This window comes from Kineococcus anabasis, assembly GCF_054590795.1.
The window spans coordinates 70,735-92,836 of the sequence record NZ_BAAIHU010000003.1 but is presented as its reverse complement, the minus strand read 5'-3'; the positions used below and the strand labels follow the sequence as shown (position 1 = coordinate 92,836).

Sequence of the window (22,102 nt, the reverse complement as noted above, 5' to 3'; positions counted from 1 at the left end):
GCTACCAGGCGATCCGCTCGAACTCCGCCCGCAGCCTCGCGCCGCGGGCGGGGTTCACCGACTCCACCCACGTCACCCGCCCGGCCAGGTGCGCCCGGAAGTCGGGGTGCCCCTCGCGGTTCTGGGCCTCGGGCCCGGTGCGGGCGGCGTTGTGCAGCAGCGCCTTCAGGGCGTCGAACTCCGCGCGGGGCACGTTGGGCCGGGCGTTCACCACGAGACCGGTGACGACCTGCCGCCCGCCCGCGCCCTGCACCCGGGTCTTGGCGGGGTTCACGGCGAAACCCTCCTCCCCGGCGATCGCGGCGACCGAGGCGACGAGCCGGTCCGCGCGGCGCCGCACGTCCTCCCCGCCGGAGAGCACCAGGTCGTCGGCGTAGCGCGTGTAGGTGGCGCCGCCGGCGGCGGCGAGCCCCGCCAGGCGCCGGTCGAGCCGCTGCGCGCAGAGGTTCGCCAGCGCCGGCGAGGTGGGCGCCCCCTGCGGCAGGTGCGCCTCGCGCAGCCAGCGCCTCAGCCCGAAGCGGTCCTCCGGTCCACCCCCGGGGGGCATGGCGGCGAGGACGGCCGAGGGCGTGCGGTGCGTGCACAGCCCGGTCAGGACGTGGGCGACGGGCTCGGGGTAGCCCGCGGTGCGGAAGACCCGGTACACCCGGCCCGCCGGGACGGAGGCGAAGAACGCGGCGAGGTCCACGCGCACGACGACCCGCCGGCCGGTGTGCGCGGCGGCGGCCGTGAGCGCGGAGCGGCCGGGCACGAAGCCGTGGGCCGCCGGGTGCGGCGGCACGGGCGCGAGCACCGCGGACAGCAGCCGGCGCTGGATCACGCGCAGCCGCGGGCGGGGCGCCTCCAGCAGCCGGGGCGTGCCGCGCTTGGCGACCCACCGGGAGCGGTAGTGGTGCAGCGCAGGCCGCCCGGCGCGGCGCTGCACCCCCCGCACGTCCGCGAACCAGTCGAGCTCGGCGGGCTCCAGCCGCAGGAGCGCGGCGAGGGCGGGCAGGTCCGGCAGCGGTGGCACCGGCCACGGCGTGGGCCCCATCGCGGTGCCCGCGCAGGTCAGGTGCCGCACGGCGAGGGGGGTCCCGCGCCGGTGGGCGGCCTCGGCGGCGGCCTGCAGCGCGGGGTGCCCGGCGACGGCGGCGGCCACCTCGCGGGGGCGGTCCCGCGGCGCGTCCGGCCAGGTGCCCACGAGGTCGGCGGCCAGCCGCTCGAGCCAGACGCGGCGGGTCAGGCCGAGGGTCCGGGCGCCGCGGCGGGCCAGCGCCGCGGGTTCCCACCCACCGGTGAGGAACGCGGCGGCCAGGGCGGCCGGCACGGGGCCCGCGGCGGCGGGGCTCACGGCAGCGGTCGGGGTGTGCGGCGGCGCCGGGCGACGTGTCCCGTGGTGCGGGCACACGGCTGCGCGGAGCGCAGTGCGGTGCCTGCGGCGTGGTGCCGGGGGAGGTGGAGGTCTCCGGGGTGGCCCCGGAGCGGCCTGGCCGGCGGACCGGTCCTGCCTGCTCGCCCGGGACGCCGCCGCACGGGCGCCACCCTAGGGCGGGCACGCCCGGCGCGGAACCACCCCGGGCCTGCCGGGAACCGCCGCGCGAGCACCCCGGGGGGCCCGCAGGCGGCGCGCCGGGCGGCCGGCCTCAGAGGTAGCGCAGCGGGTCGAACTCGGCGAGCGGGATGATCCGGATGCGCGGCAGCACCACGTTGAAGCCGCGCACCTCGTCCTCGAGGTCGAAGACCTCCAGGCCCCGCTCCCGCAGCGGCGCGTACCCGGCGTTGACGAACTCCCGGAACGCCAGCAGCCCGACGCGCCGGGTGCCGTCGAGCAGCGCCTCGACCTGCGGCAGGAAGTCCCCGTCGTGGCTGCCGAGCATGACGTCGCCGTCGCGGCCGACGAGCGCGTCCAGCGTGCGCTGGATGCCGATGTCGACGACCTTCTCCCCGGGCCCGCCGGCCAGCGGGATGGGCTGGTAGCCGAGCGCGAGCAGCGCCTGGATGAACGGCAGGGGCATGTAGCCGGAGGTGGCGTTGAGGAAGAACAGCCCCTTGGCGGGCTGGTCCCACGTGCGGCGCGCGAAGTCCAGGACGCGGTCCCAGCGGGGCCGCTGCTCCGGGGTGGGCCGGTCGTTGAGGATCGACCCGCCCAGGGTGGCGTCGATGTTCTCCCCGTCGACGACGACGTACGTCCGGCCTGCTGCCATTCCGGCAGCCTACTGCCGCGGGGCGTGCGTGATCGGCTTCCGCGGGCGGCCGGGGCCGCGGCCTACGCTGGGGCGGTGCCGAGCATCCTGTCCGTGAACGTCGGGGGGGCCACCCCGATCGCCGCCAAGGAGGGCGTCAGCGGCATCGACAAGCGGCCCGTGACGGGAGCCGTCCGGGTCGGCGCCCCGGGCCCGAAGGGCACCGGCGGCAGCGGCCTGGCCGGTGACACGATCTGCGACACGCGCAACCACGGTGGCGACGACCAGGCCGTGTACGCGTACGCCCGGGAGGACTACGAGGAGTGGGAGCGCCTGCTGGGCCGCCCCCTCGCCCCCGGCCTGTTCGGGGAGAACCTCACCACCTCGGGCGTGGACGTCGACGGCGCGGTCATCGGGGAGCGCTGGCGGGTGGGCGCGGAGCTGGAGCTGCAGGTGACGTGCCCGCGGATCCCGTGCCGGACGTTCGCGGTGCGGATGGACGAGCCGCGCTGGGTGCGGCGCTTCACGGAGCACGGTGTGCCGGGGGCGTACCTGCGGGTGCTGCGCCCCGGGCCGGTGACCGCCGGGGACCCGGTGGAGGTGCTGGGGCGCCCCGCGCACGGCGTGACGATCAGCGAGTCGTTCCGGGCGCTGACCAGGGAGCCGGGGCTGCTGCCGCGCCTGCTCGACGTCCCGGAGTTCCCCGCGGCCGACCGCGAGGAGCTGCGCCGGCGCCTGGCGCGCTGACCGCGGCGGCCCGCCCCCGGCGGCGCCGGGGTGGCCCGGCCTCAGCGCAGCCAGGGCGGTGGCCCGGCCGTCCCGAGGCGGTGGCGGGCGGCCTGCTCGGAGGGGCCCTGCGGTCCGATCACGAGGCGCAGGGCCCGCAGCTGGGCCCGGGCCCGGGCCAGCCGCACGGAGCGGCGGGGCCCGCGCGCCCCGCGGCCGGGCACGCCCGCGAGCGGCGCGAGCACCGGGGACAGCAGGACCTCCGCGGCGGAGACGAGACCGGAGTAGAACACCCGCTCGGCGCCCGCCAGGCCCGGCGGGGCGGCGAGGAACTCGCGCAGGTCCGCGGGCACGGGCTCCAGGTCGGGCGCGTACGCCTCCAGCGCCGCGGCGAGCTCCGCCTCGGAGGAGGGCAGGTCGGCCGCCCCGAGCGCCTCGGCGCTGCGCCGCCACTGCGCGACGTAGGCGTCGGGCCAGCGCCGCCCGAAACGCGGCACCAGGTCCTGCCCGAGCTCCCGCTGCGCGGCGAGGAAGGCGTCGGTGAAGGCGAGGTGCACCCAGCGCAGCAGCGCGGGGTCCGACGCGGTGTAGGGCCTGCCGCGGTCGTCGCGGCCCCGGACCCGCCCGTGCATCCCGCGGACGCGGGCGGCCTCGCGCCCGGCGAGCTCGGCGGAGCCGAAGGTGCTCACCACCAGCCAGCGGGCCGTGCCGGCCAGGCGCTGCCAGGGGTCCTGCCGGTAGGCGGAGTGGCGCTGCACCCCCGCCAGCGCGAGAGGGTGCGCGCCCTGCCCGAGCAGGGCGCCGACGCCCCCGGCGAGGGTGGAGGCGTCGCCGTGGACGGCCCACACGATCCCGTCGGGCTCGAACCAGCCGGGCCCCTCCCCCACGGTGGCGATGTCGCGCACCCAGTCCGGCGCGCCGGTGGGGTCGCCGGAGACGCGCGCGCGGAAGCGGCGGCGGACCCGCTCCGGCAGGTCGGCCACGGGGAGGAGTGACAGGGGCACGTCCAGCAGCCTCACCCGTGGCACCCGAACCCGCGACCGGGCCGGGGCTCACCGCCGACGGGCCGGGGCTCACCGCCGCGCGGGCCGGGGCACCAGGGCGGGGAGCACCTCGCCGAGCGGGGCGTCCACCCGCACGTCGGCCTTCGCGTCGCCGCGGGTGGGACCGGAGTTGACGATCACGACGGGGATCCCGCGCTTCGCGGCGTGCAGCACGAACCGGTACCCGGACATGACGGTGAGGGAGGAGCCGAGCACGAGCAGGACGCGGGCGGCGTCGACCAGCGCGAAGCTGTCCTCGACGCGGTCGCGGGGCACGTTCTCCCCGAAGAACACGACGTCGGCCTTGAGGTCGTCCTCGCCGCACCGCCGGCACGGCACCATCCGGAAACCCGCGACCTGCTCCCCGCTGAGGTCGGCGTCGCCGTCGGGGTTCACGACGGCCAGCTCGGCGAGCCGCGCGTCGAACTCCGGGTTCGCGGCGGCCAGCCGCACGGCGAGCTCGTCGCGGGGGCTGACGTCACCGCAGGCGAGGCACACGACGCGCTCGAGGTTGCCGTGCAGCTCCACGACCCGGCGGGACCCGGCGGCGGTGTGCAGGCCGTCGACGTTCTGGGTGATCGTCCCGGTGACCAGGCCGGCGTCCTCCAGCGCGGCGACGGCCCGGTGCCCGGCGTTGGGCCGCGCGCGCCGGAAGTGCCGCCACCCGACGTGGCTGCGCGCCCAGTACCGCAGGCGCGCCTCCGGGGAGCCGGTGAACTCCTGGTACGTCATGGGCGTGTGCCGGCGCAGGGACCCGTTCGGCCCGCGGTAGTCGGGGATCCCGGAGTCCGTGGAGAGCCCGGCACCGCTGAGGACGGTCACGCCGCCGCCGGCGAGGAGGCCGCCGAGGTGCCCGGCGGCCTCGGCCACGTCGGTGAGAACACGAGCCACCGCCCGAGGTTACGTGAGGTCCACCCGCTCCACCCGCCCACACCGCCCGTCGCCGCCACCCGCTCCCGCCGCCCGTCCCGCCGCCCGTCCCGGAAGGAGCGCGGGAGCGGCCCTAGGCTCGTGCGGCCCGGCCCACCCGGACCCCCAGGAGCGCCCCGTGACCGCACCGTCCCCCTCCCTCCCCGGCCTGCCCGCCCTCACCTGGCACGGCGAGCCCGCGGCCTGGGACCACGACCCCGCGGCGGGGCGCCTGTCGATCACCGCCGAGGCGGGCACCGACTGGTTCACCGACCCCCGCACCGGTGCGCGCACCGCGAACGCCGCGGCCCTGCTGTTCGCACCGGAGGGGGACTTCGCGCTCTCCGCCCGCGTCCGCGTGGGTTTCGCCGGGACCTTCGACGCCGGGGTGCTGTGCCTGTGGCAGAGCGGGGAGCAGTGGGCGAAGCTGTGCTTCGAGCACTCCCCGCAGCGCGAGGCGATGGTCGTCTCGGTGGTCACCCGGGGCGTCTCCGACGACGCGAACTCCGTGGTCGTCGAGGGCGGGTCGGTGTACCTGCGCGTCCTGCGGACCGGTCGGGCCTACGCCTTCCACCACTCCCCCGACGGCTCCACGTGGCACTTCGTGCGCCTGTTCCGGCTCGGGGAGGGGGACGCGCCGGTGCACGCCGGGTTCCTGGCGCAGGCCCCCGACACCGTGCGCTGCACCAGCACCTTCGAGGAGATCACCCTCTCGGCCACCGTGCCGGCGGACCTGCGCGACGGTTCCTAGGGTCGGGGCGGCCGCGGTCACCCGCGGAACTCCGCGTACCCGGTGGCGTGGCGCTCGGCGACGGCCACGACGGGTTCCTGCCGCCGGGCCCGCGCGATCTGCGTCTCCTCCGGCGCCCACGCCCACCGCCCGGACCCGGCCGTGCCGGCCGCCTCGACGGCGTCGACGAAGACGACCGGGTCGCAGCGGTAGGGGCCGGACGCCCACAGCGGGTTGGCCTCCACGACCAGCCACCGCCCGGACCGCACGTCGAGGGCGACGTCGAGGGAGCACACGGGCGGGCAGTTCCCGCCCAGCACCCGCACGGCCTGCCGGGCGAACCGAAGGGCCTCGCCGGAGCGGGAGGAGGTAAGCCCCCGGTGGTACGCCCGGCCGCCGACGCGGTAAGGGCTGCCGGTGAGCACCGCACCGTCGCGGACGACGAACCGGTGCTCGTGGTCCAGCTCCAGCACCTCCTCGCTGTACTGCACCCGCATCCCCCCGGTGGCACCCTCCCGTTCGGCCGCCCGCCGGAACCCGCCCGTGTCCCACACCCCGGCGGGGCAGCCGACCAGTTTCAGCACGGCGGGTTTGACGAACACGCGCCCCTCCGGCAGCCGGTCCAGCGTGGTGGAGACCACCCTGCGGCCCAGCAGGTCCGCGTCGACGGTGCTCAGCCAGTCCCAGCCCGGAGCGGCCAGGGCGGGCGCGAGCCCGGCGACGTGCAGGCGCGCCGCGTAGGCGTCGGCCATCCAGAAGGTCAGCGCGTCGTGCTCGGCGGCGCAGGGCACCTGGACGCCCCAGGAGAGGAACAGACGCCGGTCCGCCCGCCCGGCGGCCAGCCGCAGGGCGACCGCGGTCGACTCGGCGATGACGCACAGCGCGCGGCCCACCCGGGCCACGCTGCCGGAGCGCCGCACCGCCGTCCAGCGGGTTGCGGGGCGCCCGGCACGCGCCCACCGCCCGGCACGCGCCCACCGCCCGGCCCCGTCCTGGCACGCTGTCCCCGTGGAGGAGGTCGTGGAGCTGCGGACGCAGCGCCTGCTGCTGCGCCGCTGGCGCGAGGAGGACCTCGCCCCGTTCGCGGAGCTGAACGCCGACCCGGAGGTGGTGGAGCACCTGCCCGCACCGCTGGACCGCGCGGCCGCCGACGCCCTCGCCGCGCGCTGCGAGGCGGGCCTGGCCGAGCGCGGCTGGGGCCTGTGGGCGCTGGAGGTGACGGCCGGGCCGCGGACGGGTTTCGCGGGGTTCACGGGTCTGTCGGTGCCGCGGTTCGAGGCGCCGTTCACGCCGTGCGTCGAGGTCGGCTGGCGGCTGGCGCGCTGGGCGTGGGGGCACGGGTACGCGACGGAGGCCGCCCGGCGGGCCCTGGCGCTGGGGTTCGGGGAGCTGGGCCTGGCGGAGGTCGTCTCGTTCACCGCGTGGTCGAACGTGCGCTCGCAGGCCGTCATGCGCCGGCTGGGGATGACGCGGGACGAGGAGGGCGACTTCACGCACCCGGCGGTGCCGCCGGGGCACCGGCTGAACCCGCACGTGCTGTTCCGGCTGGGCGCCGAGGAGTTCCGGCGGGGCTGAGGCCCGGCCGGACCGCCCGCTCAGCGCAGCCGGAACACCGCCGCGTGCCGCACCGCGGCGCTCTCCAGGGACTCGTCGGCGGTGATGTCGTAGCGCGCCACCTCCACGAGCGCCTCCCGCGGCAGGAACGCCCGCCCGGGGTCGCCCACCACGACGTCCGCGCCGGCGTCGCGGCAGCGGCGCAGCCACGCGAGGAACCGCTCGGCCATGCGCCGCTCGTACCAGACGTCCCCGGCGAGCACGACGTCCACGGCGGGCGGGTCCGCGGCGAGCAGGTCCGCCAGGACGGGCTCGACGGCGACGCCGTTGAGGGCGGCGTTCTCCGCGACCGCCGCCACGCTCAGCTCGTCGATGTCCGCGGCCAGGACCCGCGCGGCCCCGGCCCGGGCGGCGGCGACGGCGCACAGGCCCGAGCCGGAGGCCACGTCCAGGACGGTGCGCCCGGCGACCGTGGAGGGGTGGTCCAGGACGTAGCGGGCGACGGCCTGCCCACCGGCCCAGGCGGCGGCCCAGAAGGGCGGCTCGGAGCCGGCCGGGCCGCCGTCGGCCTCCAGGCGCTGCCACAGGGCGGTGGTGTCCTCGGTGAGCCGCAGCAGCACCTCCGGCACCAGCTCGGGGCGGGCGGGGCGGGTGTGCGCCACGACGAGGGCGCGCCGGGGGTCTTCGGGCGGGCGGGTCGTCACCGCCCCAGCCTGCACCAGGGCGCGCCCCGCCCGGGCTGCCGCACTGGATCTCCGTCCGCGGTTACATTGCTGCAGGGCCGGGGCGAGGGTGCGGCCGGTGAGCGAGTCGGGAGGCACGGTGACGGAGGACGCGAGGCCCGAGCGCGGGGACGCGGGCTCCTTCGCCCCCCTCGTGCCGTACATCGCCCCCCGCACGCGCCGCGACGCCGGCCCGGCGGGCTCGCTGGTGCAGGCCCGTGAGCGCCACCGGGCGCTGCGGGCGGCCGAGCGCGGCCCGGCGCGCCGCGACCGCAGGGTGTGGGTGGCGGTGGCGCTCTGCGTCGCCGCCGTGGTGCTGGCCGTGCTCGGGCCGCTGCCGGGCGCGGTGCTCGCGTTGGCGGTCGCGGCGGCCCTGCTCGTGCCCCGCTACCGCCGGGGCGCCGCCGACCGGGAGCTGACGGTGCAGATCCAGCGCGAGCGGCGCACCGCGCGGGCCCTGGACGAGCTGCGCGGGCACGGCTGGACCGTCCTGCACGACCGGCTCGCCCCCGGCACCGAGCACCGCATCGCGCACGTCCTGGCCGGGCCCGCGGGGGTCGTCCTCGCCACACCGCTGCCGGTGCACGGCCCCCTCACCCAGCGCGGCGACGCGCTCCTGACGGGGGACGTGCTGCTCACGGAGTGGTTCGCGGCGCGCTGGTGGGAGGTCGAGCAGGTCAACGCGGAGCTCGCGGCGCGGCTGTCGGGCTGGCCGTGGCAGGGCCCGATCTACCCGGTCGTGCTCGTCTCCGCCGAGCGGCGCGGGGTGCTGGCGGCGCTGCGTCGGCAGGCGCCGGTGCCGGCCCGGTTCCCGTTCGCGTACCGGGACGTGGCGCTGCGCTCCACGGAGCGGGTGCGGCACTGGGTGACGGCGATGCCCGCCCCGCTGGGACAGCTCGCGGTGGCGGAGCTGACGTCGGAGCTGTGCGACGCGTGCCCGCCCGCCGCGGTGGTGGACTGAGGCCGCTGCCGCACCCCGAGTGCGAACCGGGGCTCGGCGTCGGCGGGCGATCAGCGCCTGCGGCGGCGCAGGTCCGACGCGGACGCGCGGGCGCAGCGGCGCACGTGCCGGCGCGGGTGCGGCGGCTGCTCCCGCCACGGCGGAGCCCCGTCGGGCACCTGGACCCCGGGGACGGTGCCCTCGGCGCGGCGCCTGCGCGCACGGCGGGAACCGCGGAACCACGCCCACGCCAGGAACGCGGTCAGCTCGAGGAGGAGCAGCAGCACCCACAGCGCCACAGTCAGCCCCGGGTGCGCCGGGGCGCCGTCCCCGAGCCCGGCCAGCGGCTGGAACCGGGTGGCCGCCCGCAGCGTCGGGCGCGGGTCGCCCACCTGTACGGCCGGGGACGTCCACGCCACCGCGACGTGCCAGGCCAGGCCCACCACGGCGAGCATCGCGACCAGGGTGAGCCGTGCGCGGGTGCGCCACGAGATCAGCGGCTCGACGGCCTCGGCACCGGTGCCGGCGGGCAGCTCGCGCCCGCTCACAGCCGCCGCCCCCCCGGGCCGGACACCATCGCCTCGTCGGTGTCCGTCAGGCCGCGCTCCAGGCGCGAGCGGACGTGCTCGACGTGGATCTCCCGCCGGTTGCCGATCTTCAGCAGGTGGTGCCCGCTCTCCAGGTTCGCCAGGGTGTGCCGGGCGCCGCGGTCGAGGTTGTACATCCGGATGCAGGCGTCGATGTCCTCGGCGCGGTCCTGCCGGTACAGGTGCACGGTCTGCGCCTCCTTCAGCATCGCCACCGCCGGGTCGTGCTCGGGGATGTCGGCGATGTGGTGCAGGGCGGCGATGTTCGACAGGCCCAGGCCGCGGGCGAGCTTGGAGTTGCGCTGGAACACCCGGCCCCCCGGGCCGCCGACCAGGTCCCAGCCCTCCTCGGCGATGAAGTTCGTGCGCAGCCCCCGGTGGGAGCGCAGGGTGCCGAGCAGCCACACGTTGGCCACGGCCATGACCATGCTGACGGCCGGGGACTCGTCCGGGAGCTGGGAGATGTCGAACGTGGTGAGCCGCTCGGACAGCCGCACGTTGGGGGAGGTGTGCCCGTCGAACAGGCCGGACAGCTCGTCGGACAGCAGCGCGGACAGCAGGTGCCGCACGTTCAGGCCCGCCTGGTGGATCTTCTCCCTGGCGCTCGGGGAGTGGTCGGAGAACTCCGCGTGGACCTCCCCGAGCCGGGGCAGCAGGTCGGCCAGCACGGGCACGCGGCCGTCGGCCTCGGCGCGCTGCAGGGTGGCGCGCAGGGCGGCGCGCAGGGCGGGCCGCTCGCGCTTGGCATCGAGGGGGACACCGTTGTTGGCGAGCTCCGCCAGCGCGGACAGCAGCCGTGCCTGGCCGGCGACCCCGGAGCCGGCGAGCACCGTGGGGTCGAGGATGTTCAGAGTGGTCCCGCCGCCGCCGACGACGAAGCGCAGGGGCTCGGTGCCGAACTCCCGGGTCAGCTCGGCGTACTCCCCCTGCCCGCCGCGGTCCTTCTTGTCCATGACGACGACTCGGCGGTTGCGCAGGATGAGCGGGCGCATCACGTAGACGGTCTTGAGCAGGCTGGACTTGCCGGCGCCGACGACGCCGAGGACCACCACGGCCGGGGAGGTGATCTCGCCCTTCTCGTAGGCGGTGAACGGGTCGTGCGCCACGGGGGTGTTGGAGAGCCGGTCGCGGCCGATGATGATGCCGTACGGGTCGGTGGGCGCGGCGACGATCGCGGTGTTGAGGACCTCCGCCTGGCGGGTGGTGGTGAGGGCGGGCGCGGCGAGCGGCGCGTACCAGCCCCGCCGGGCGCGGCGGAAGGAGGCGCGCACGCCGAAACCCTGTGGCTCGGGCAGCTCCAGCTCCCCGGGCCGGGCCTCCCCGGCCCCGCCCTGCCCGGGGTCCGGTTCGGCGGTGCGCCGCCGCAGCAGCCCGCGCCGGCGCGCGGGCGCGGCGTCCGGGTCCGGCGGCGCGGCGGGCTCCCGGGCGGGAGCTCCCGCAGCGGTTCCCGGGACGGTTCCCCGCGCCGTCCCCGGTGCCGTTCCGGGCGCGGCCTCCGGGGTGGTCAGGTCGTCGATCAGGTCGTCCACGGTGGCGGGGTTGCGCACCCGGAACGGCATCCGGCGCGCCGGCGCCTCCGGTGCCAGCGGCCCGGCCTTCATCAGGTCCGACCTCGCTCCGTGCTTCGGGGCCCGGCGCATCAGGAGATCGCCTCCCGGTTGCCGGTGCCGGTCAGCAGGGAGCGCAGCACCGAGCTGGTGGAGGCGTCCATCGGGCGCATCCCCCGGGCCAGCGGCCACGTGCACGCGGACGCGGCGGCCTGCTGGGTGTCCAGCCACTCCAGCCACGCGATGCCCGCGTTGTTGGCGGCCTCCGTGACCTTCCACGTCGCCTCGACCAGCTCCCGGCGCGAGCGCGCCGAGATCGTCAGGTGCCCGGTCCAGCCCACGCCGTGGTGCCCGGAGCCGGGCTCCAGGTCGGCCAGGCGCTGGCGGGCGGCGGTGAGCCCGACGCGCAGCTCGTCGTCGGTGAGCGCGCCCTTCTCCTTCTGCGCCGCGAGGTCCGCCACGTCGGTGGTGACGTCCATGCGGGCCGCGGCGCGGGCGTCGGCGGCGGGCACGACCTCCGCCTGCAGGGACAGCGTCCGCACGATCGGGTGCGGCATCTTCGACAGCAGCGGCGCCAGCCACAACGACGTGCGCTGGCCGGTCTCGAACGCGTCCACGGGCAGCAGCGCGGTGCGGTGCCACCACTGCTCCTCCTCCCCCTCCGGGCCGGGGGCGGTGACGACGCACGCGGACCACTCGTCGCGGCTGGGCAGCCACGGCGCGTCCACGTCGACGTCGGCGGCCTGGTCGATCGGCCAGGACGGGTGCTGCATGTGGCGCAGCACCGCGGCGGCCTGCGCGGCGGACAGGGCCTCCACCCTCCCCAGCTTCGCGCTGCGCAGGTGCGAGCGCACGGCGCGCACCTCCTCGGCCATCAGCTCCCGCCAGCCCTCCTGGGCGGGGCCGCGCCGCTGCGCCGCGGCGAGGAACTGCCCGGTGAGGGGCCAGCGGACGACGACGTAGTGCCGCTGCATGAGGCCGCTGCGGTTCACCAGCCGCACCACCTCGTCGTAGGAGGCGATGAGGGCGTCCAGCGCCTGGGCGGAGGAGTCGTCGAGGTGCTCCCACACCCACGCCTCGTGGTACGCGCTGTCCACGGGCAGCACGCGGGTGATGGTCTGCACCCGGTTGGGCAGCTGCGAGGGGGAGCCGTAGCGGGCGAGCATCGCGCCGAACGCGACGGAGGCGGAGTCGAGGAACGCGTCGGACTCGATGCCGCGGACCTGCCCCTCGACGCTGAACACCACCGACAGCCAGGCGTCCTCCCCGGTGGGGGTGTGCCACGCGATGCCGGGCCTGCCGCGCTCGCGCTGCAGCCAGTGCATGCCCTCCGCGCCGTCGGGCCAGTCCCGGTAGGAGTTCCACTCCCGCTGCGCGCGGGCCCGCTCCTGGCGGGTCGCCGCGCCGGGGTCGAGGTCGCCGGGGCGGGTGGCGACGGGGCGGAAGTCCACGGTGCCGAGGCGCTCGCGCTCCCGCCAGCGCCGGCGGGACTGCCAGCGGGCGAGGGGGGAGCCGCGGTGGGTGCGGACGGTCGCGGCGTGCACCACGGCGGCGGCGAGGACGGTGGCGACCAGACCGGGCAGCTGCAGGGTGAGGATGGCGACCGCGCCGAGGGCGCCGACGAGGACGAGGCCGATGGTGCGGGGCCGGTTGCGGGTCCCGCCGAAGAAGCCCCGGCGCCCGTGCTCACCGCCCAGGACGCGGGTGTTCACGCCCGCTCCCCGGTGCCCGCGCCGGCCTCGGGGTCCTCGCCGTGCTGCATCTGCTCGGCGGCGGCCTCCCCGCCGGAGCGGGCGAGCTCGGCGGTGCGCGCGGACGCACCGCCGAGGCCGGAGGCGACCTCGCCGGCGGCGGAGGCGGCCACCCCGGCCGCGGCCCCGACCCCGGTGAGGGCCAGCGCGGCACCGGCGCCTCCGAGGCCGCGCCCGCCGCGGCGGGCGTCCTCCCCGGCCCGGGCCGCGGCCGCACCGGCGTCGACGCGCGTCTCGTCGGCGCGGGGTCCTGCGCCGGGGCCGTCCCTGTCGGCGCCGGAGGCCTGCGCGGCGCGGGCCGGCTGCGCGCCCGCCGCGTCGTCGCGGGCCCGGGGCGCGCTGTCGGCCCCCAGGCCCGAGGCCGCGGACGGCGCGGGGGCGGTGCGGCGCGCGGCCAGGCCCAGGATGCCGCCGGAGCCGCCCGAGCCCCCGGAGCCGGCGGGCAGCGGCTCGTCGTCCTCCACGGGCGCGGGCTCGGCGGAGCGGGAGAGCTGCGCGGTCTGGGAGTCGTCGGCGGACTCCTGGTAGCGCCGGCCGGAGGAGCCCGGCAGCGGGAGCGAGGGCCCGTTCAGCGGCGGGGCGCTCGGCCCGACGGGGGCGAAGCGCAGCAGCCCGACGGGGGCGAGGGTGGCCATCAGCAGGGCGATGACGGCGACGGCGAGGTTCGCCAGGGTCCGCATCTCCGGGGCGGCGAAGCTCGTCGCGAGGCCGCCGATCATCCGGAACGCCACGCCCAGCAGCAGGAACAGCAGCACCTGGGAGAAGCAGATCCCGATCCAGACGACGACGAGGCGCATCCCCTTGCCGCGCTGGTGGGGGTGGGTCAGCCACACCAGGGACAGCGGCAGGATCGCGCCGGTCAGGTAGAGGGTGACCATCATGACGAGCAGCGTCAGCAGCGCCAGCAGCAGCGCCACGATGAGGCAGGCGAACAGGACGATCGCGATGATCGCGCCGCCGGCCATCTGCGTGGAGGTTCCCGCGGCGATGGCCTCCTGGAGGTGCCGGGTCGTCTCCTCGGTGCTGGAGACCACCCCCCACGCCACGATGCCGTCCGTCAGCGCGCCGGTGAGGCGTAGCAGCAGCGTCCCGAGCAGCGGCCCGAGTAGCACCGCGACCAGGAAGAGAGGGGTGTAGAACGCCATGGTGTCGACGAGCTCGCCGGTGGAGACGCGCCGGCGCGAGCGCAGGACGAAGTTCCAGCCGAGCAGCACGACCCACGTGAAGACGGCCAGGGCGAAGCTGACGCGGTAGGCGGAGAGGAACCACTCCACGGACAGGTCGGGGTGGGTGACCTGCCGCATCTCCGGCAGCACCGTGCCGGCCAGGGACGCGGAGGCGACCTGCAGGTGCTGGGCGATGTAGCCGAACGGGTCGGTGCCGAAGCTGACGACCTCGCGCGCGGCCTCGCGGGCACGCATGCCCACGCAGATGGGCGTGAACTCCACGCCGGGGATGTCGCAGGCGCCCACGTCAGCACCCCCCCGCGTAGGGGGTGCCGACGTCGAGGAGGTCGTCCACGGACCGCGCGCCGGTGATGTCCCGCAGGCGCCAGACGCCGTCGGCGGAGCTGAGGACGAGGGAGCCGGCGAGCCAGGCCTCGCCCTGCGGCTCGCCCTCGCGGGTGCCGCTGGCGCGGGCGAGGACGGACACGACGGCCTCACCGGGCCGGGAGGACTCGACGTACCAGCGGCCGTCGGCGAGGGAGGTGGTCAGGGTGGTCCTCTCCGGGTCGTGGGTCCCGGACAGGTTCCGGGCGGCGGCGGTGGCGTCGGCGGTGAGCACGGCGGCGGCGGTGGCGGCCTGCTGCGGCGGCGCGGGGGTGGCGGTCGCCCAGCGCAGCAGGGTCGCCGCGAAGGACGCCGCGCCGGCGTCGGTGAGGGGGGCGCGCTGCGCGGCGACGACGGCCGCGTCGAGGTCGCTGGGCCCGCCGAGGCAGCCGTCGGCGGCGGGCGCCCCCGCCGCGGGTGCCGCCGCAGCGGCGGTGCCGCCGGGGACCTGCGCGAGGGCGGGGGCCACGGCGGGCAGGGCGCGCAGGGGGGCGGGCGCCCCGTCGCGGTCGCGGTGCACGAGGAGGGCCGCGGTGAGGGCGGCGGCGGCCCCGGCGGCCAGCAGGGCCACGAGGACCCACGCCCACCACGGGGCGCCCCGCGGGACACCGCGGGAGGTTCCCGCGGCGGGCCTCCCCCGGGGGGCGCCGTGCGGCCACCTGCTCATGCGGTTCCTCCGGTGCAACGGGTCGGGCGCGTCGGGAGCGTGCCCGTCCGCGGCGGGGAGGGCGGGGCGGGGGCGGCCCCGCTGGTCGGGGGCCGCCCCGTCAGCTGAACAGGAAGATGATCGCGCCGACGATGACGCCGAGGCAGACGAGGCCGCCGAGGGCGAGGGCCGCCGCCTGCGCCTCGCGCTTGGCGGCGCGCAGCGCCACGGGGTGCCCGTCGCGGTTCTGCGCGATGGCGAGGATCCCGCCGCCGAGCTGGTACACGGCGATGAGGATCGCGATGCCCCAGAGGCCGGCCGCGATCTTCTGCCAGACCTCGGTGAACTCGGCACCGAAGATGCTGAAGTCGGGGATGATGCCGTCGAGGGGGTTCTGCACCTGGGGATCTCCTCGGGACGCGGGTCAGCGGACGTCGACGACCGGGGAGGCGCCCGGCGCGGCCCCGGTCGCGGTGGCCGCGTACGCGGCCACCAGGTCGGTGTCGGTGGGCGCCGCGCGCAGGGCGTCGACGACGGCGGCCGCGGCGGCGGTCCAGGCGCGGGTCGACTCCTCGCTGAGGGCGGACAGGGTGATCTCCCCGCCGCGCCGGATGACCGGGTCGAAGGGGACCTCCACGACGGCGTGCACGCCGAGCTCGTCCAGCCGGGCGCGCAGGCCGGCGGCGACGCGGGGGTCCTCGGGGCCGCCGTCGTGGCCGAGGACGACGACCGCCCTGGCGGCGAGGCCGTCGGCGGCACCGGCGGAGCGCAGCACCTCCAGCACCTCCTCGGCGCCGGCGAGGGCGTCGATGGAGACCAGGCAGGGCATGACCACGACGTCGGCGGTGTGCATCGCGGCGTGGAACGCCTCGTGACCGGGGTTGTTGCCGGTGTCGGTGACGGTGATCCGGTAGTAGGTGTCGAGGACGCGGCGGGCGGTCACGACGTCGGCGGCGGTGAGGACCGGGCGCGAGCCGACGGAGCCGATGACGTCGGCGTGGGAGGTCTGGGGCGAGGCGTAGCCGCCGAGGTGGCCGGCGGAGCGGATGCCGGCGGCGCCCCGCAGGAGCTCGGCGAGGCCCTGCACGGGCTCGCCCTCCCCGCGGCGGGCGAGGGTGCCCACGCTCTCGGCGGCCTCCCACACCCCGACGGAGCCGCCGCGGACGTGGCCGAGGACACCGGCCAGCAGCAGCGCGGTCGGGGTCTTACCGACGCCGCCCTTGGGGTTGGCGACGAGGACGTTGACGGCGCGGCGCCAGGTGGCGCGGCGGATGGTGGTGATGGCGTCGCGGTGGGCCTGCTCCTGCGCCGTGGGGGCCAGGCGCAGCAGGCCGCCGGAGCTGCGCACGAGCCGGCCGCGCCAGCCCCAGCGGGCGGGGGCCTCGGGGTCGCGCAGGGTGGCGGCCATCGCGGTGGCCCACTCCCCCACGGGCGCCGGCGGCGCCGGTGCGGCGGGTGCCGGCGGTTCGGCGGGGTCCGCCGGTGCGGCGTCGGGGAAGAACAGCTCGGTGCCGCTGGGCTCCGCGGCGCGGCGGCCGGGCCGCGGGGGCGCGGGCACGACCGGGGCGCCCGGCTCGGCGGTGGTGACCTGCAGGTCGCCCCCCTGCTGCTGGGAGACCTGCTGCTGGGAGACCTGCTGCTGCTGGGAGACCTGCTGCTGCATGGCCTGCTGGGCGGCCTCGCCGACGCGGCGGGCGGTCTCGTCGTCCGCGCCCGCCTCCCGGGCCGCCTGCTCGGCGGCCTCCCGGTACTTCGTGACGCGCTCGGCGCCCGCCAGGAGCGGTGGGCGGCTTCCCTGGCTGGCTCCAGCCATCGTCGTCCTTCCAGACACCGAAAACCTCGAACATCCGACACGGGACAGGACCGGCACCGGACGAGCGAGGGCTGCGACCGGGGCGGCCACCGCTCGCGGGCATCCGGGGGGAAGCAGGCCCTCGTCCGACGCTACTGAACGTCATTGATGGTGACAAGTAATCCCGCAGGTCCTGAACCGGGGAGAACGTATCCGGTCGTGCTGACATGTTACTGGACGTAGCAAGACGTGACAGGTAACTTCGGCGGGCGGCACGGTCGGTTCGCTGCGGGAGGCGGTCAGGGTGAGCAGACGGCCGCCGGGTCCGGTGGCGGCGCCCGGCCCGCTCCCCGTGGCCGGCCCGGCGATGCACCCCCTCCTCACCGACCTGCGCGGCGCCGCGGAGCTGACCGCCACACCGCGCTCCACGGTCCGCCGCTGGGCCTTCGACGGCCGCGTCCCGGGCACCCGGGTCGGCGGGCAGTGGCGCTTCTGGGCGCCCGCCCTGCTGAGCAGCGTCGCCGGCCCCGACGCCGCCGAGGTCCTCCTGCGCGGGGAGCCGGTCCCCGAGCCCGGGGTGGTCGGCACCCGGCAGCTCGCCGAGCTGCTCGGCCTGCCCCGGCGCACGGTCGCGCTCCTGCTGCGCGAGGGAAAGCTGCCCGGTCGCAAGGCGGGGCACGAGTGGCGGGTGTCGTGGCCCGCGGTCCGCGACCGCATCGCCGCCGGGCGCCCCTTGACTCCCGACGGCGGCGCGCGCCCGCAGCCGGGGCAGCCCGCATGAGGCGTCCCAGCGCGGCCGCCCTGCTCGGCGCGGCGCTGCTGTGCGGCTGCGCGGGCCCGCAGGAGCCGGGACCGGCCCGGGGCCCCGGTTCCTCCGCGGGGGGCCCCGCAGCACCCGGCGGGGGTGCCGGACCCCTCGGCACGGCCCCCGCGCCGGCGCCGCCCCCGCTCGACGACAACGGCCCCACCGAGGCCGCGGTCCCGGAGCAGCCGGGGCCGGAGGAGGCCCGGCAGGCCGTCGAGCGGGCCGTCGGGTTCCTGCGCGCGTTCGCCCGCCGGGACCTGCCCCAGGACCGGTGGTGGCAGGGGGTGTCCGGTTTCCTCACGCCCGCCGCGGCGGAGGTGTACTCCGCCACCGCGGTGGAGAACGTCCCCGTCTCCAGCGTCGACGCGGCCAGCGCCCGCCTCGCGCCGGCCACCACGGCGTTCGTGGCGTCGGTGACCGCGGGCACCGACGACGGCGTCTACACGGTGACCCTCGTGCGCGCCGGGGGGACCTGGCTGGTCGAGCGCTGCGACCCGCCGCGATGAGCCGCGCGGTGTGGGCGGCCGCGGCGGCGCTCGTGCTGCTCGCGGGGAGCTGCGGGGCGATGACGCTCCTCGTCGGCGGCGCGGGCGGCGCGCCGGCCGGGACGGCGTGCGTCCCGGGGTCGGGGGGGACCGGGCCGCTGGCGCCGCCCGGTGCGCTGCCCGCGCGCGTGGGGGAGTTCTCCGGCGAGCAGGTCGCCAACGCCGCCCAGGTCATGGCCGCGGCCCGGGACCTCGGCCTGGACGCCCGCGCGCAGACGATCGGGGTGATGACCGCCCTCGGGGAGTCGGGGCTGCGCAACCTCGACCGCGGCGACGCCGTGGGCCCGGACTCGCGGGGGCTGTTCCAGCAGCGGGCCAACGGCGCGTGGGGTTCCTACGCCGACCGCATGGACCCCCGGACCGCGGCCACGAACTTCTTCCTCGCCCTGCGCCGGGTGCCCGGCTGGCAGACCCTCGCCCCGACCCTGGCCGCGCACCGCACCCAGCGCAACGCCGACCCGTACCACTACGAGCGGTACTGGGAGCAGGCGGTGCGGCTCGTCGGGACCCTCGGCGGGCAGGAGGGCCTGGCCGCGAGCCTGCCCGCCGCCGGGGACCTGCCGTGCGCGCCGGGCACGGGCGGCGGCGGGAGCGGCGGGCTGTTCACGGGGGCCGCCTCCCTGTCGCCGGAGGGGTGCAGCGTGCGCCCGGACCCCTCCACCGGCCGGGGCTGCCTGACCCCGCGGGCCGCGGCCCTGTACGAGCAGCTCGCCGCCCGCGGCTGGTCGACGTCGTGCTGGGACGCGCACGCGTGGAACCCCCGCAGCGACCACCCGCAGGGGCGGGCGTGCGACGTGTTCCCCGGCCGGGGCGGGCGGATGCCGAGCGCGCAGGAGAAGGCGCGCGGCGACGCCCTGGCCGCGGACCTGCAGGCGAGCGCGGAACAGGCCGGGATCTCCTACGTCGTCTGGTACGGGCGGATCTGGTCCCCGGCGCGCGCGGCGGAGGGCTGGCGGCCCTACGGCGGCGGGGGCGTGTACGACCCGGGCGACGTGACCGGCGGGCACTTCGACCACCTGCACATCTCGGTGCGCTGAGCCCGGCCGGCGCATTGTTGACTTTCCAGACCGACAATCGGATAGGGTTCGGGGACGCCGTCCGGGGCGGCCGGGGGACCCGGCCCACCGACGCCGCGGAATCCCCCCGGAACAGGGTCCGGGTGTTCCCGCCAGGACCGATGGGAGAGCAGACGTGAGGACCACGGCCGGCCGCGCGGCGCTGGACCGCCGCAGCGTGCTCCGCCGGCACGTCGACCTGTGCCGCGTCCGCAGCGCCCTCTGTCCGTCCCCGCGCGCCTGACCGGCGCACCCCCGCGGTTCCCCCGCCTCCCCGCGACCGGCCGAGCGCCGGTGCGCGGTGGACCCCCCGCGCACCACCACCGCGCGGCACCCCTCCCGCCGCACCCCCCGCACGGCGCCACCCCTCCTCCGGGGCGGTGCCGTTCCACCCCTCCCCAGGAGTTCCGTTGTCCCAGAGCACCCTGGCGCGCCCGCGCGCCTCCGCCGAGCAGGTCCCCACCCTGCGGCAGCTGTTCGGCACCCACGCCGGTGCGGTGGCCGTCATCACCGCCGACGGCGGCACCGGCCCCGCCGGTTTCACCGCCACCTCCGTCAGCTCCCTGTCGCTGGAACCGGCGCTGCTGGTGTTCAACGTCTCCCACACCTCCTCCAGCTGGGACGCCGTGCGGAACTCCGCCACCGCCGCGGTGCACTTCCTCGACGAGGAGCAGGCCGGCCTCGCCCGCCGCTTCGCCACCAGCGGCGTGGACCGCTTCGCCGCCCCCACCCGCTGGTCCCGCCTCGCCGACGGCACCCCCGTCCTCGACGACGCGCCCGTCGCCATCGCCGGGCCGGTCGAGCACCGCTTCACCGCCGGCGACCACACCATCGTCGCCGTCCGCATCACCTGGGCCGAGATCCGCCGCCCGCACTCCCCGCTGCTGCACCACGCCGGCCGGTACCACGGCCTCGGCGTCGAGGCCGCCGCCCCCGCGCGGGACGTGGCGCCGTAGATCTGCGCGCGACCGCCCGGAAACCTGCCCGGGAACCCCGTTGCGCTGCGGTGCAGCGCAACGGGCGCCGCGGTGGTCCTGCCGCCGCACTCCTCGCCGCCCCGCGGGGCACCGCTCACACCCGGTGCCCCGCGGCCGTCCCGGCGAGCAGACCGAGCAGCGCCGCCGCCACCCCGGCCAGCAGCGAACCGGCGGCGTAGGCGGCGGCCCGGCCGGGAACCCCGTCGCCGTGCAGGCGGACGACCTCGACGGCGGCGGTGCTGAACGTCGTGTACCCACCGCAGAACCCGGTCCCGGCGACGGCGAGGAGGCCGGCGCCCCAGGGCAGCGCGGGCGCGAGGCCGGCGAGGAACCCCAGCAGCAGGGAACCGCTGACGTTGACGGCCAGCGTGGGCCAGGGGAAGGCGTCCCCCAGGCGGGCGCGCAGGGACGTGTCCACGGCGTAGCGGGCGGCGGCACCGGCACCCCCGGCCAGGGCGGTGGCCACGGGCACCAGCAGGCCGCTCACCGGCGCCGGCCCGCGCGCGCACCGGCCGCCGCGCACAGCACGCCCAGCGCGACGGTGAGCAGGGGGTATAGCAGCCCCGCCGGCACCTCGCCCCGGCGCAGCAGCACCCCGGTCTCCAGCGCCAGCGCGCTGTACGTCGTGAACCCGCCGAGGAACCCGGTCCCGGCCAGCAGCCGCCGGCGTGCCGACGGCGCCCGCGCCAGCAGCAGCCCCAGCGCGAAGGCCCCGGCGAGGTTCACGGCCGCGGTGGCGAGGGGCCAGGACCCCGGCTGGGCGGGCAGGGTGAGGGCGAGGCCGTACCTCGCCGCCGTCCCGGCCGCCCCGCCGGCGGCGACGAGGGCACACGCACGCAGGTCCACACCCGGATCCTCCACCCTCCGCGCGGCCCCTCCCCCCGACGGGGGACCCGGGCGCCGCCCCGCTCGGCCGGGCGTCGCGGACCGCGGGCCCGTCGGGTGCGGAACCGCCCGGGGCGCAGCCGGGACCCGCGGCCGTGGGGTTGGCTGGTCGTGCACCCCGGGAGGCCGCCGACGGCGAGCGTCCGGTGGTGGCGGCCGGACCGACCGGATCGACGAACCCGAGGAGAGAGCGTGGACACGCAGGACCGGCCGGTGGGGGGCAACCCGGCGAAGGAGGCCGCGCTCGCCGTGCTCGCGGCGCGGGACGAGGCGGGCCGCGGCGGGGACGCCGAGGTCGGCCCGGAGCACCTGCTGCTCGGCCTGGTGGGGCTGGGCGGTCCCGCCGCGCGGGTCCTGGCGGACGCCGGGGCCGGTGCGCACGCCCTGCGGACCGCCGCGCGGCTGCAGGACGGCGGCGCCCAGGACGGCGGCCTGCTGGGCGCCGGGCTCCCGCTGTCGCCCGCGGTCCGCGCCGTCGTCGAGGCGGCACCCCGGCGCGGGGACGACCGCGTCCTCCTGCGGACGCTGCTGGACGCGGACGGCGGGCGGGTCCAGGAGCTGCTGCGCCGGGCCGGGGCGGACGTGGGCGCGGTGCGCGCCGCGCTCGACGGCGGGGCGCCCGCCGGTTCCGCCGCACCCGTCCCGAGGCCCGCGCCCTCCGTCCACCGCGGCGGGGTGGCGTTCGAGCACGAGCAGGTCGTGGAGTGCACCCCGGAGCGGCTGTGGCCGATGCTGAGTGACCCGGCCCGCAGGCCGGAGTGGGACCACACCGCCGGGTCCGTGACGGTCGGCCCGGACGGGGTGCAGCGCGTGTCGCGGCGCGTGGGGGACGGCGAGCGCCCGCGCGTGGTGGAACAGGTCGTCACGGTGTCCGACCCCGGCCGCGAGATCGCCTGGCGGCACGTCGGGGCGAGGGTGGGCAGCTTCCCCGGCCTGCACCTGCGCCTGGTGGCGGTGGACGGCGGCACGCGGGTGCACCTGCGCGCGGACTGCGCCGCCAAGGGCCGGGTCGGGCGCCTGCTGGCCCGCTGGGTCGTCTCCACGGAGCTGCGCATGCTGGGCCAGAGCATCGCCCGGGCCGCCTCCCGCACCCCCTGAGGACGTGGGGCGCGACCCGCCCCGCGCGGCTACCGCCGCGGCGCCGCGCACGACAGGATCGGGGAACCACCGTTC

The 22,102-nt window shown here is 78.1% G+C and carries 24 protein-coding genes; 9 read left to right on the top strand and 15 right to left on the bottom strand.

Annotated elements, in window-relative coordinates; all coding sequences use genetic code 11:
* Position 1: 1 nt before the first annotated feature.
* Together ACYQBY_RS07430 and ACYQBY_RS07425 are read right to left on the bottom strand one after the other, a co-directional pair.
* A complete protein-coding gene (locus tag ACYQBY_RS07430; RefSeq protein ID WP_459643212.1) occupies positions 2-1,333 on the bottom strand; it encodes a reverse transcriptase family protein in 1,332 nt (443 codons plus the stop codon).
* 292 nt (positions 1,334-1,625) lie between these two features.
* On the bottom strand, positions 1,626-2,186 hold the full coding sequence (locus tag ACYQBY_RS07425; RefSeq protein WP_459643211.1) for an NYN domain-containing protein: 561 nt from the start codon (positions 2,184-2,186) through the stop codon (positions 1,626-1,628).
* A 75-nt stretch (positions 2,187-2,261) separates the two neighbouring features.
* Between ACYQBY_RS07425 and ACYQBY_RS07420 the strand changes: the two genes are divergently transcribed.
* A complete protein-coding gene (locus tag ACYQBY_RS07420) occupies positions 2,262-2,912 on the top strand; it encodes an MOSC domain-containing protein (protein ID WP_459643210.1) in 651 nt (216 codons plus the stop codon).
* A gap of 41 nt (positions 2,913-2,953) precedes the next feature.
* Here ACYQBY_RS07420 and ACYQBY_RS07415 read toward each other — a convergent pair whose 3' ends face one another.
* Positions 2,954-3,895, bottom strand: coding sequence for an oxygenase MpaB family protein (locus ACYQBY_RS07415; RefSeq protein WP_459643209.1), 942 nt, complete (start codon positions 3,893-3,895; stop codon positions 2,954-2,956).
* Between the two features lie 69 nt (positions 3,896-3,964).
* A complete protein-coding gene (locus ACYQBY_RS07410; protein WP_459643208.1) occupies positions 3,965-4,825 on the bottom strand; it encodes an NAD-dependent protein deacetylase in 861 nt (286 codons plus the stop codon).
* Positions 4,826-4,982: 157 nt separating this feature from the next.
* Between ACYQBY_RS07410 and ACYQBY_RS07405 the strand changes: the two genes are divergently transcribed.
* Complete coding sequence (locus ACYQBY_RS07405; RefSeq protein WP_459643207.1) at positions 4,983-5,594, top strand: DUF1349 domain-containing protein; 612 nt, start codon at positions 4,983-4,985, stop codon at positions 5,592-5,594.
* A 17-nt stretch (positions 5,595-5,611) separates the two neighbouring features.
* On the opposite strand, the gene ACYQBY_RS07400 is transcribed toward ACYQBY_RS07405, so the two are convergent.
* Complete coding sequence (locus ACYQBY_RS07400; protein WP_459643206.1) at positions 5,612-6,466, bottom strand: ATP-grasp domain-containing protein; 855 nt, start codon at positions 6,464-6,466, stop codon at positions 5,612-5,614.
* A gap of 115 nt (positions 6,467-6,581) precedes the next feature.
* Here ACYQBY_RS07400 and ACYQBY_RS07395 point away from each other — a divergent pair, with 115 nt between their 5' ends.
* Positions 6,582-7,148 (top strand): GNAT family N-acetyltransferase, encoded by a 567-nt coding sequence (locus ACYQBY_RS07395; protein ID WP_459643205.1) that lies wholly within the window; start codon positions 6,582-6,584, stop codon positions 7,146-7,148.
* A 20-nt stretch (positions 7,149-7,168) separates the two neighbouring features.
* On the opposite strand, the gene ACYQBY_RS07390 is transcribed toward ACYQBY_RS07395, so the two are convergent.
* Positions 7,169-7,831 carry a class I SAM-dependent methyltransferase gene (locus ACYQBY_RS07390; protein ID WP_459643204.1) on the bottom strand — a complete coding sequence of 221 codons (663 nt, stop codon included), beginning with the start codon at positions 7,829-7,831 and terminating at the stop codon, positions 7,169-7,171.
* Between the two features lie 97 nt (positions 7,832-7,928).
* Between ACYQBY_RS07390 and ACYQBY_RS07385 the strand changes: the two genes are divergently transcribed.
* Positions 7,929-8,810 (top strand): hypothetical protein, encoded by an 882-nt coding sequence (locus ACYQBY_RS07385; protein WP_459643203.1) that lies wholly within the window; start codon positions 7,929-7,931, stop codon positions 8,808-8,810.
* Positions 8,811-8,860: 50 nt separating this feature from the next.
* Here ACYQBY_RS07385 and ACYQBY_RS07380 read toward each other — a convergent pair whose 3' ends face one another.
* From ACYQBY_RS07380 to ACYQBY_RS07350, 7 genes are all read right to left on the bottom strand, one after another.
* Positions 8,861-9,337, bottom strand: a complete 477-nt coding sequence (locus ACYQBY_RS07380) for a hypothetical protein (RefSeq protein WP_459643202.1) — start codon at positions 9,335-9,337, stop codon at positions 8,861-8,863.
* Positions 9,334-10,977: an ATP/GTP-binding protein gene (locus ACYQBY_RS07375; RefSeq protein WP_459643201.1), complete on the bottom strand. Its 1,644-nt coding sequence runs from the start codon at positions 10,975-10,977 to the stop codon at positions 9,334-9,336. Before ACYQBY_RS07375 ends, ACYQBY_RS07380 begins: the two co-directional genes overlap by 4 nt.
* Before the next feature lie 38 nt (positions 10,978-11,015).
* Complete coding sequence (locus tag ACYQBY_RS07370) at positions 11,016-12,635, bottom strand: SCO6880 family protein (protein WP_459643200.1); 1,620 nt, start codon at positions 12,633-12,635, stop codon at positions 11,016-11,018.
* On the bottom strand, positions 12,632-14,146 hold the full coding sequence (locus ACYQBY_RS07365; protein ID WP_459643199.1) for a hypothetical protein: 1,515 nt from the start codon (positions 14,144-14,146) through the stop codon (positions 12,632-12,634). Before ACYQBY_RS07365 ends, ACYQBY_RS07370 begins: the two co-directional genes overlap by 4 nt.
* Position 14,147: 1 nt before the next feature.
* Positions 14,148-14,891: a hypothetical protein gene (locus ACYQBY_RS07360; RefSeq protein WP_459643198.1), complete on the bottom strand. Its 744-nt coding sequence runs from the start codon at positions 14,889-14,891 to the stop codon at positions 14,148-14,150.
* Positions 14,892-14,991: 100 nt separating this feature from the next.
* Positions 14,992-15,270: a hypothetical protein gene (locus tag ACYQBY_RS07355; protein WP_459643197.1), complete on the bottom strand. Its 279-nt coding sequence runs from the start codon at positions 15,268-15,270 to the stop codon at positions 14,992-14,994.
* A gap of 24 nt (positions 15,271-15,294) precedes the next feature.
* The gene (locus ACYQBY_RS07350) at positions 15,295-16,683 is read right to left on the bottom strand and encodes a MinD/ParA family ATP-binding protein (RefSeq protein WP_459643196.1); all 1,389 of its coding nucleotides are present in this window, start codon (positions 16,681-16,683) and stop codon (positions 15,295-15,297) included.
* A gap of 283 nt (positions 16,684-16,966) precedes the next feature.
* On the opposite strand from ACYQBY_RS07350, the gene ACYQBY_RS07345 reads away from it, so the two are divergent.
* The 4 genes from ACYQBY_RS07345 to ACYQBY_RS07330 all read left to right on the top strand — a co-directional run bounded on the left by ACYQBY_RS07345 (position 16,967) and on the right by ACYQBY_RS07330 (position 20,023).
* Positions 16,967-17,443 (top strand): helix-turn-helix domain-containing protein, encoded by a 477-nt coding sequence (locus tag ACYQBY_RS07345; RefSeq protein WP_459643195.1) that lies wholly within the window; start codon positions 16,967-16,969, stop codon positions 17,441-17,443.
* Positions 17,440-17,973 carry a hypothetical protein gene (locus ACYQBY_RS07340; RefSeq protein WP_459643194.1) on the top strand — a complete coding sequence of 178 codons (534 nt, stop codon included), beginning with the start codon at positions 17,440-17,442 and terminating at the stop codon, positions 17,971-17,973. Before ACYQBY_RS07345 ends, ACYQBY_RS07340 begins: the two co-directional genes overlap by 4 nt.
* Positions 17,970-19,049 carry a hypothetical protein gene (locus ACYQBY_RS07335; protein WP_459643193.1) on the top strand — a complete coding sequence of 360 codons (1,080 nt, stop codon included), beginning with the start codon at positions 17,970-17,972 and terminating at the stop codon, positions 19,047-19,049. The genes ACYQBY_RS07340 and ACYQBY_RS07335 overlap by 4 nt, the downstream gene beginning before the upstream one ends.
* A 428-nt stretch (positions 19,050-19,477) precedes the next feature.
* Entirely contained in the window at positions 19,478-20,023 is a 546-nt protein-coding gene (locus ACYQBY_RS07330) for a flavin reductase family protein (RefSeq protein WP_459643192.1), read from the top strand.
* A 115-nt stretch (positions 20,024-20,138) separates the two neighbouring features.
* Here ACYQBY_RS07330 and ACYQBY_RS07325 read toward each other — a convergent pair whose 3' ends face one another.
* Positions 20,139-20,531, bottom strand: a complete 393-nt coding sequence (locus ACYQBY_RS07325; protein WP_459643191.1) for a fluoride efflux transporter FluC — start codon at positions 20,529-20,531, stop codon at positions 20,139-20,141.
* A complete protein-coding gene (locus tag ACYQBY_RS07320) occupies positions 20,528-20,890 on the bottom strand; it encodes a FluC/FEX family fluoride channel (protein ID WP_459643190.1) in 363 nt (120 codons plus the stop codon). Before ACYQBY_RS07320 ends, ACYQBY_RS07325 begins: the two co-directional genes overlap by 4 nt.
* 231 nt (positions 20,891-21,121) lie before the next feature.
* Between ACYQBY_RS07320 and ACYQBY_RS07315 the strand changes: the two genes are divergently transcribed.
* On the top strand, positions 21,122-22,027 hold the full coding sequence (locus tag ACYQBY_RS07315; RefSeq protein ID WP_459643189.1) for an SRPBCC family protein: 906 nt from the start codon (positions 21,122-21,124) through the stop codon (positions 22,025-22,027).
* Positions 22,028-22,102: the final 75 nt, after the last annotated feature.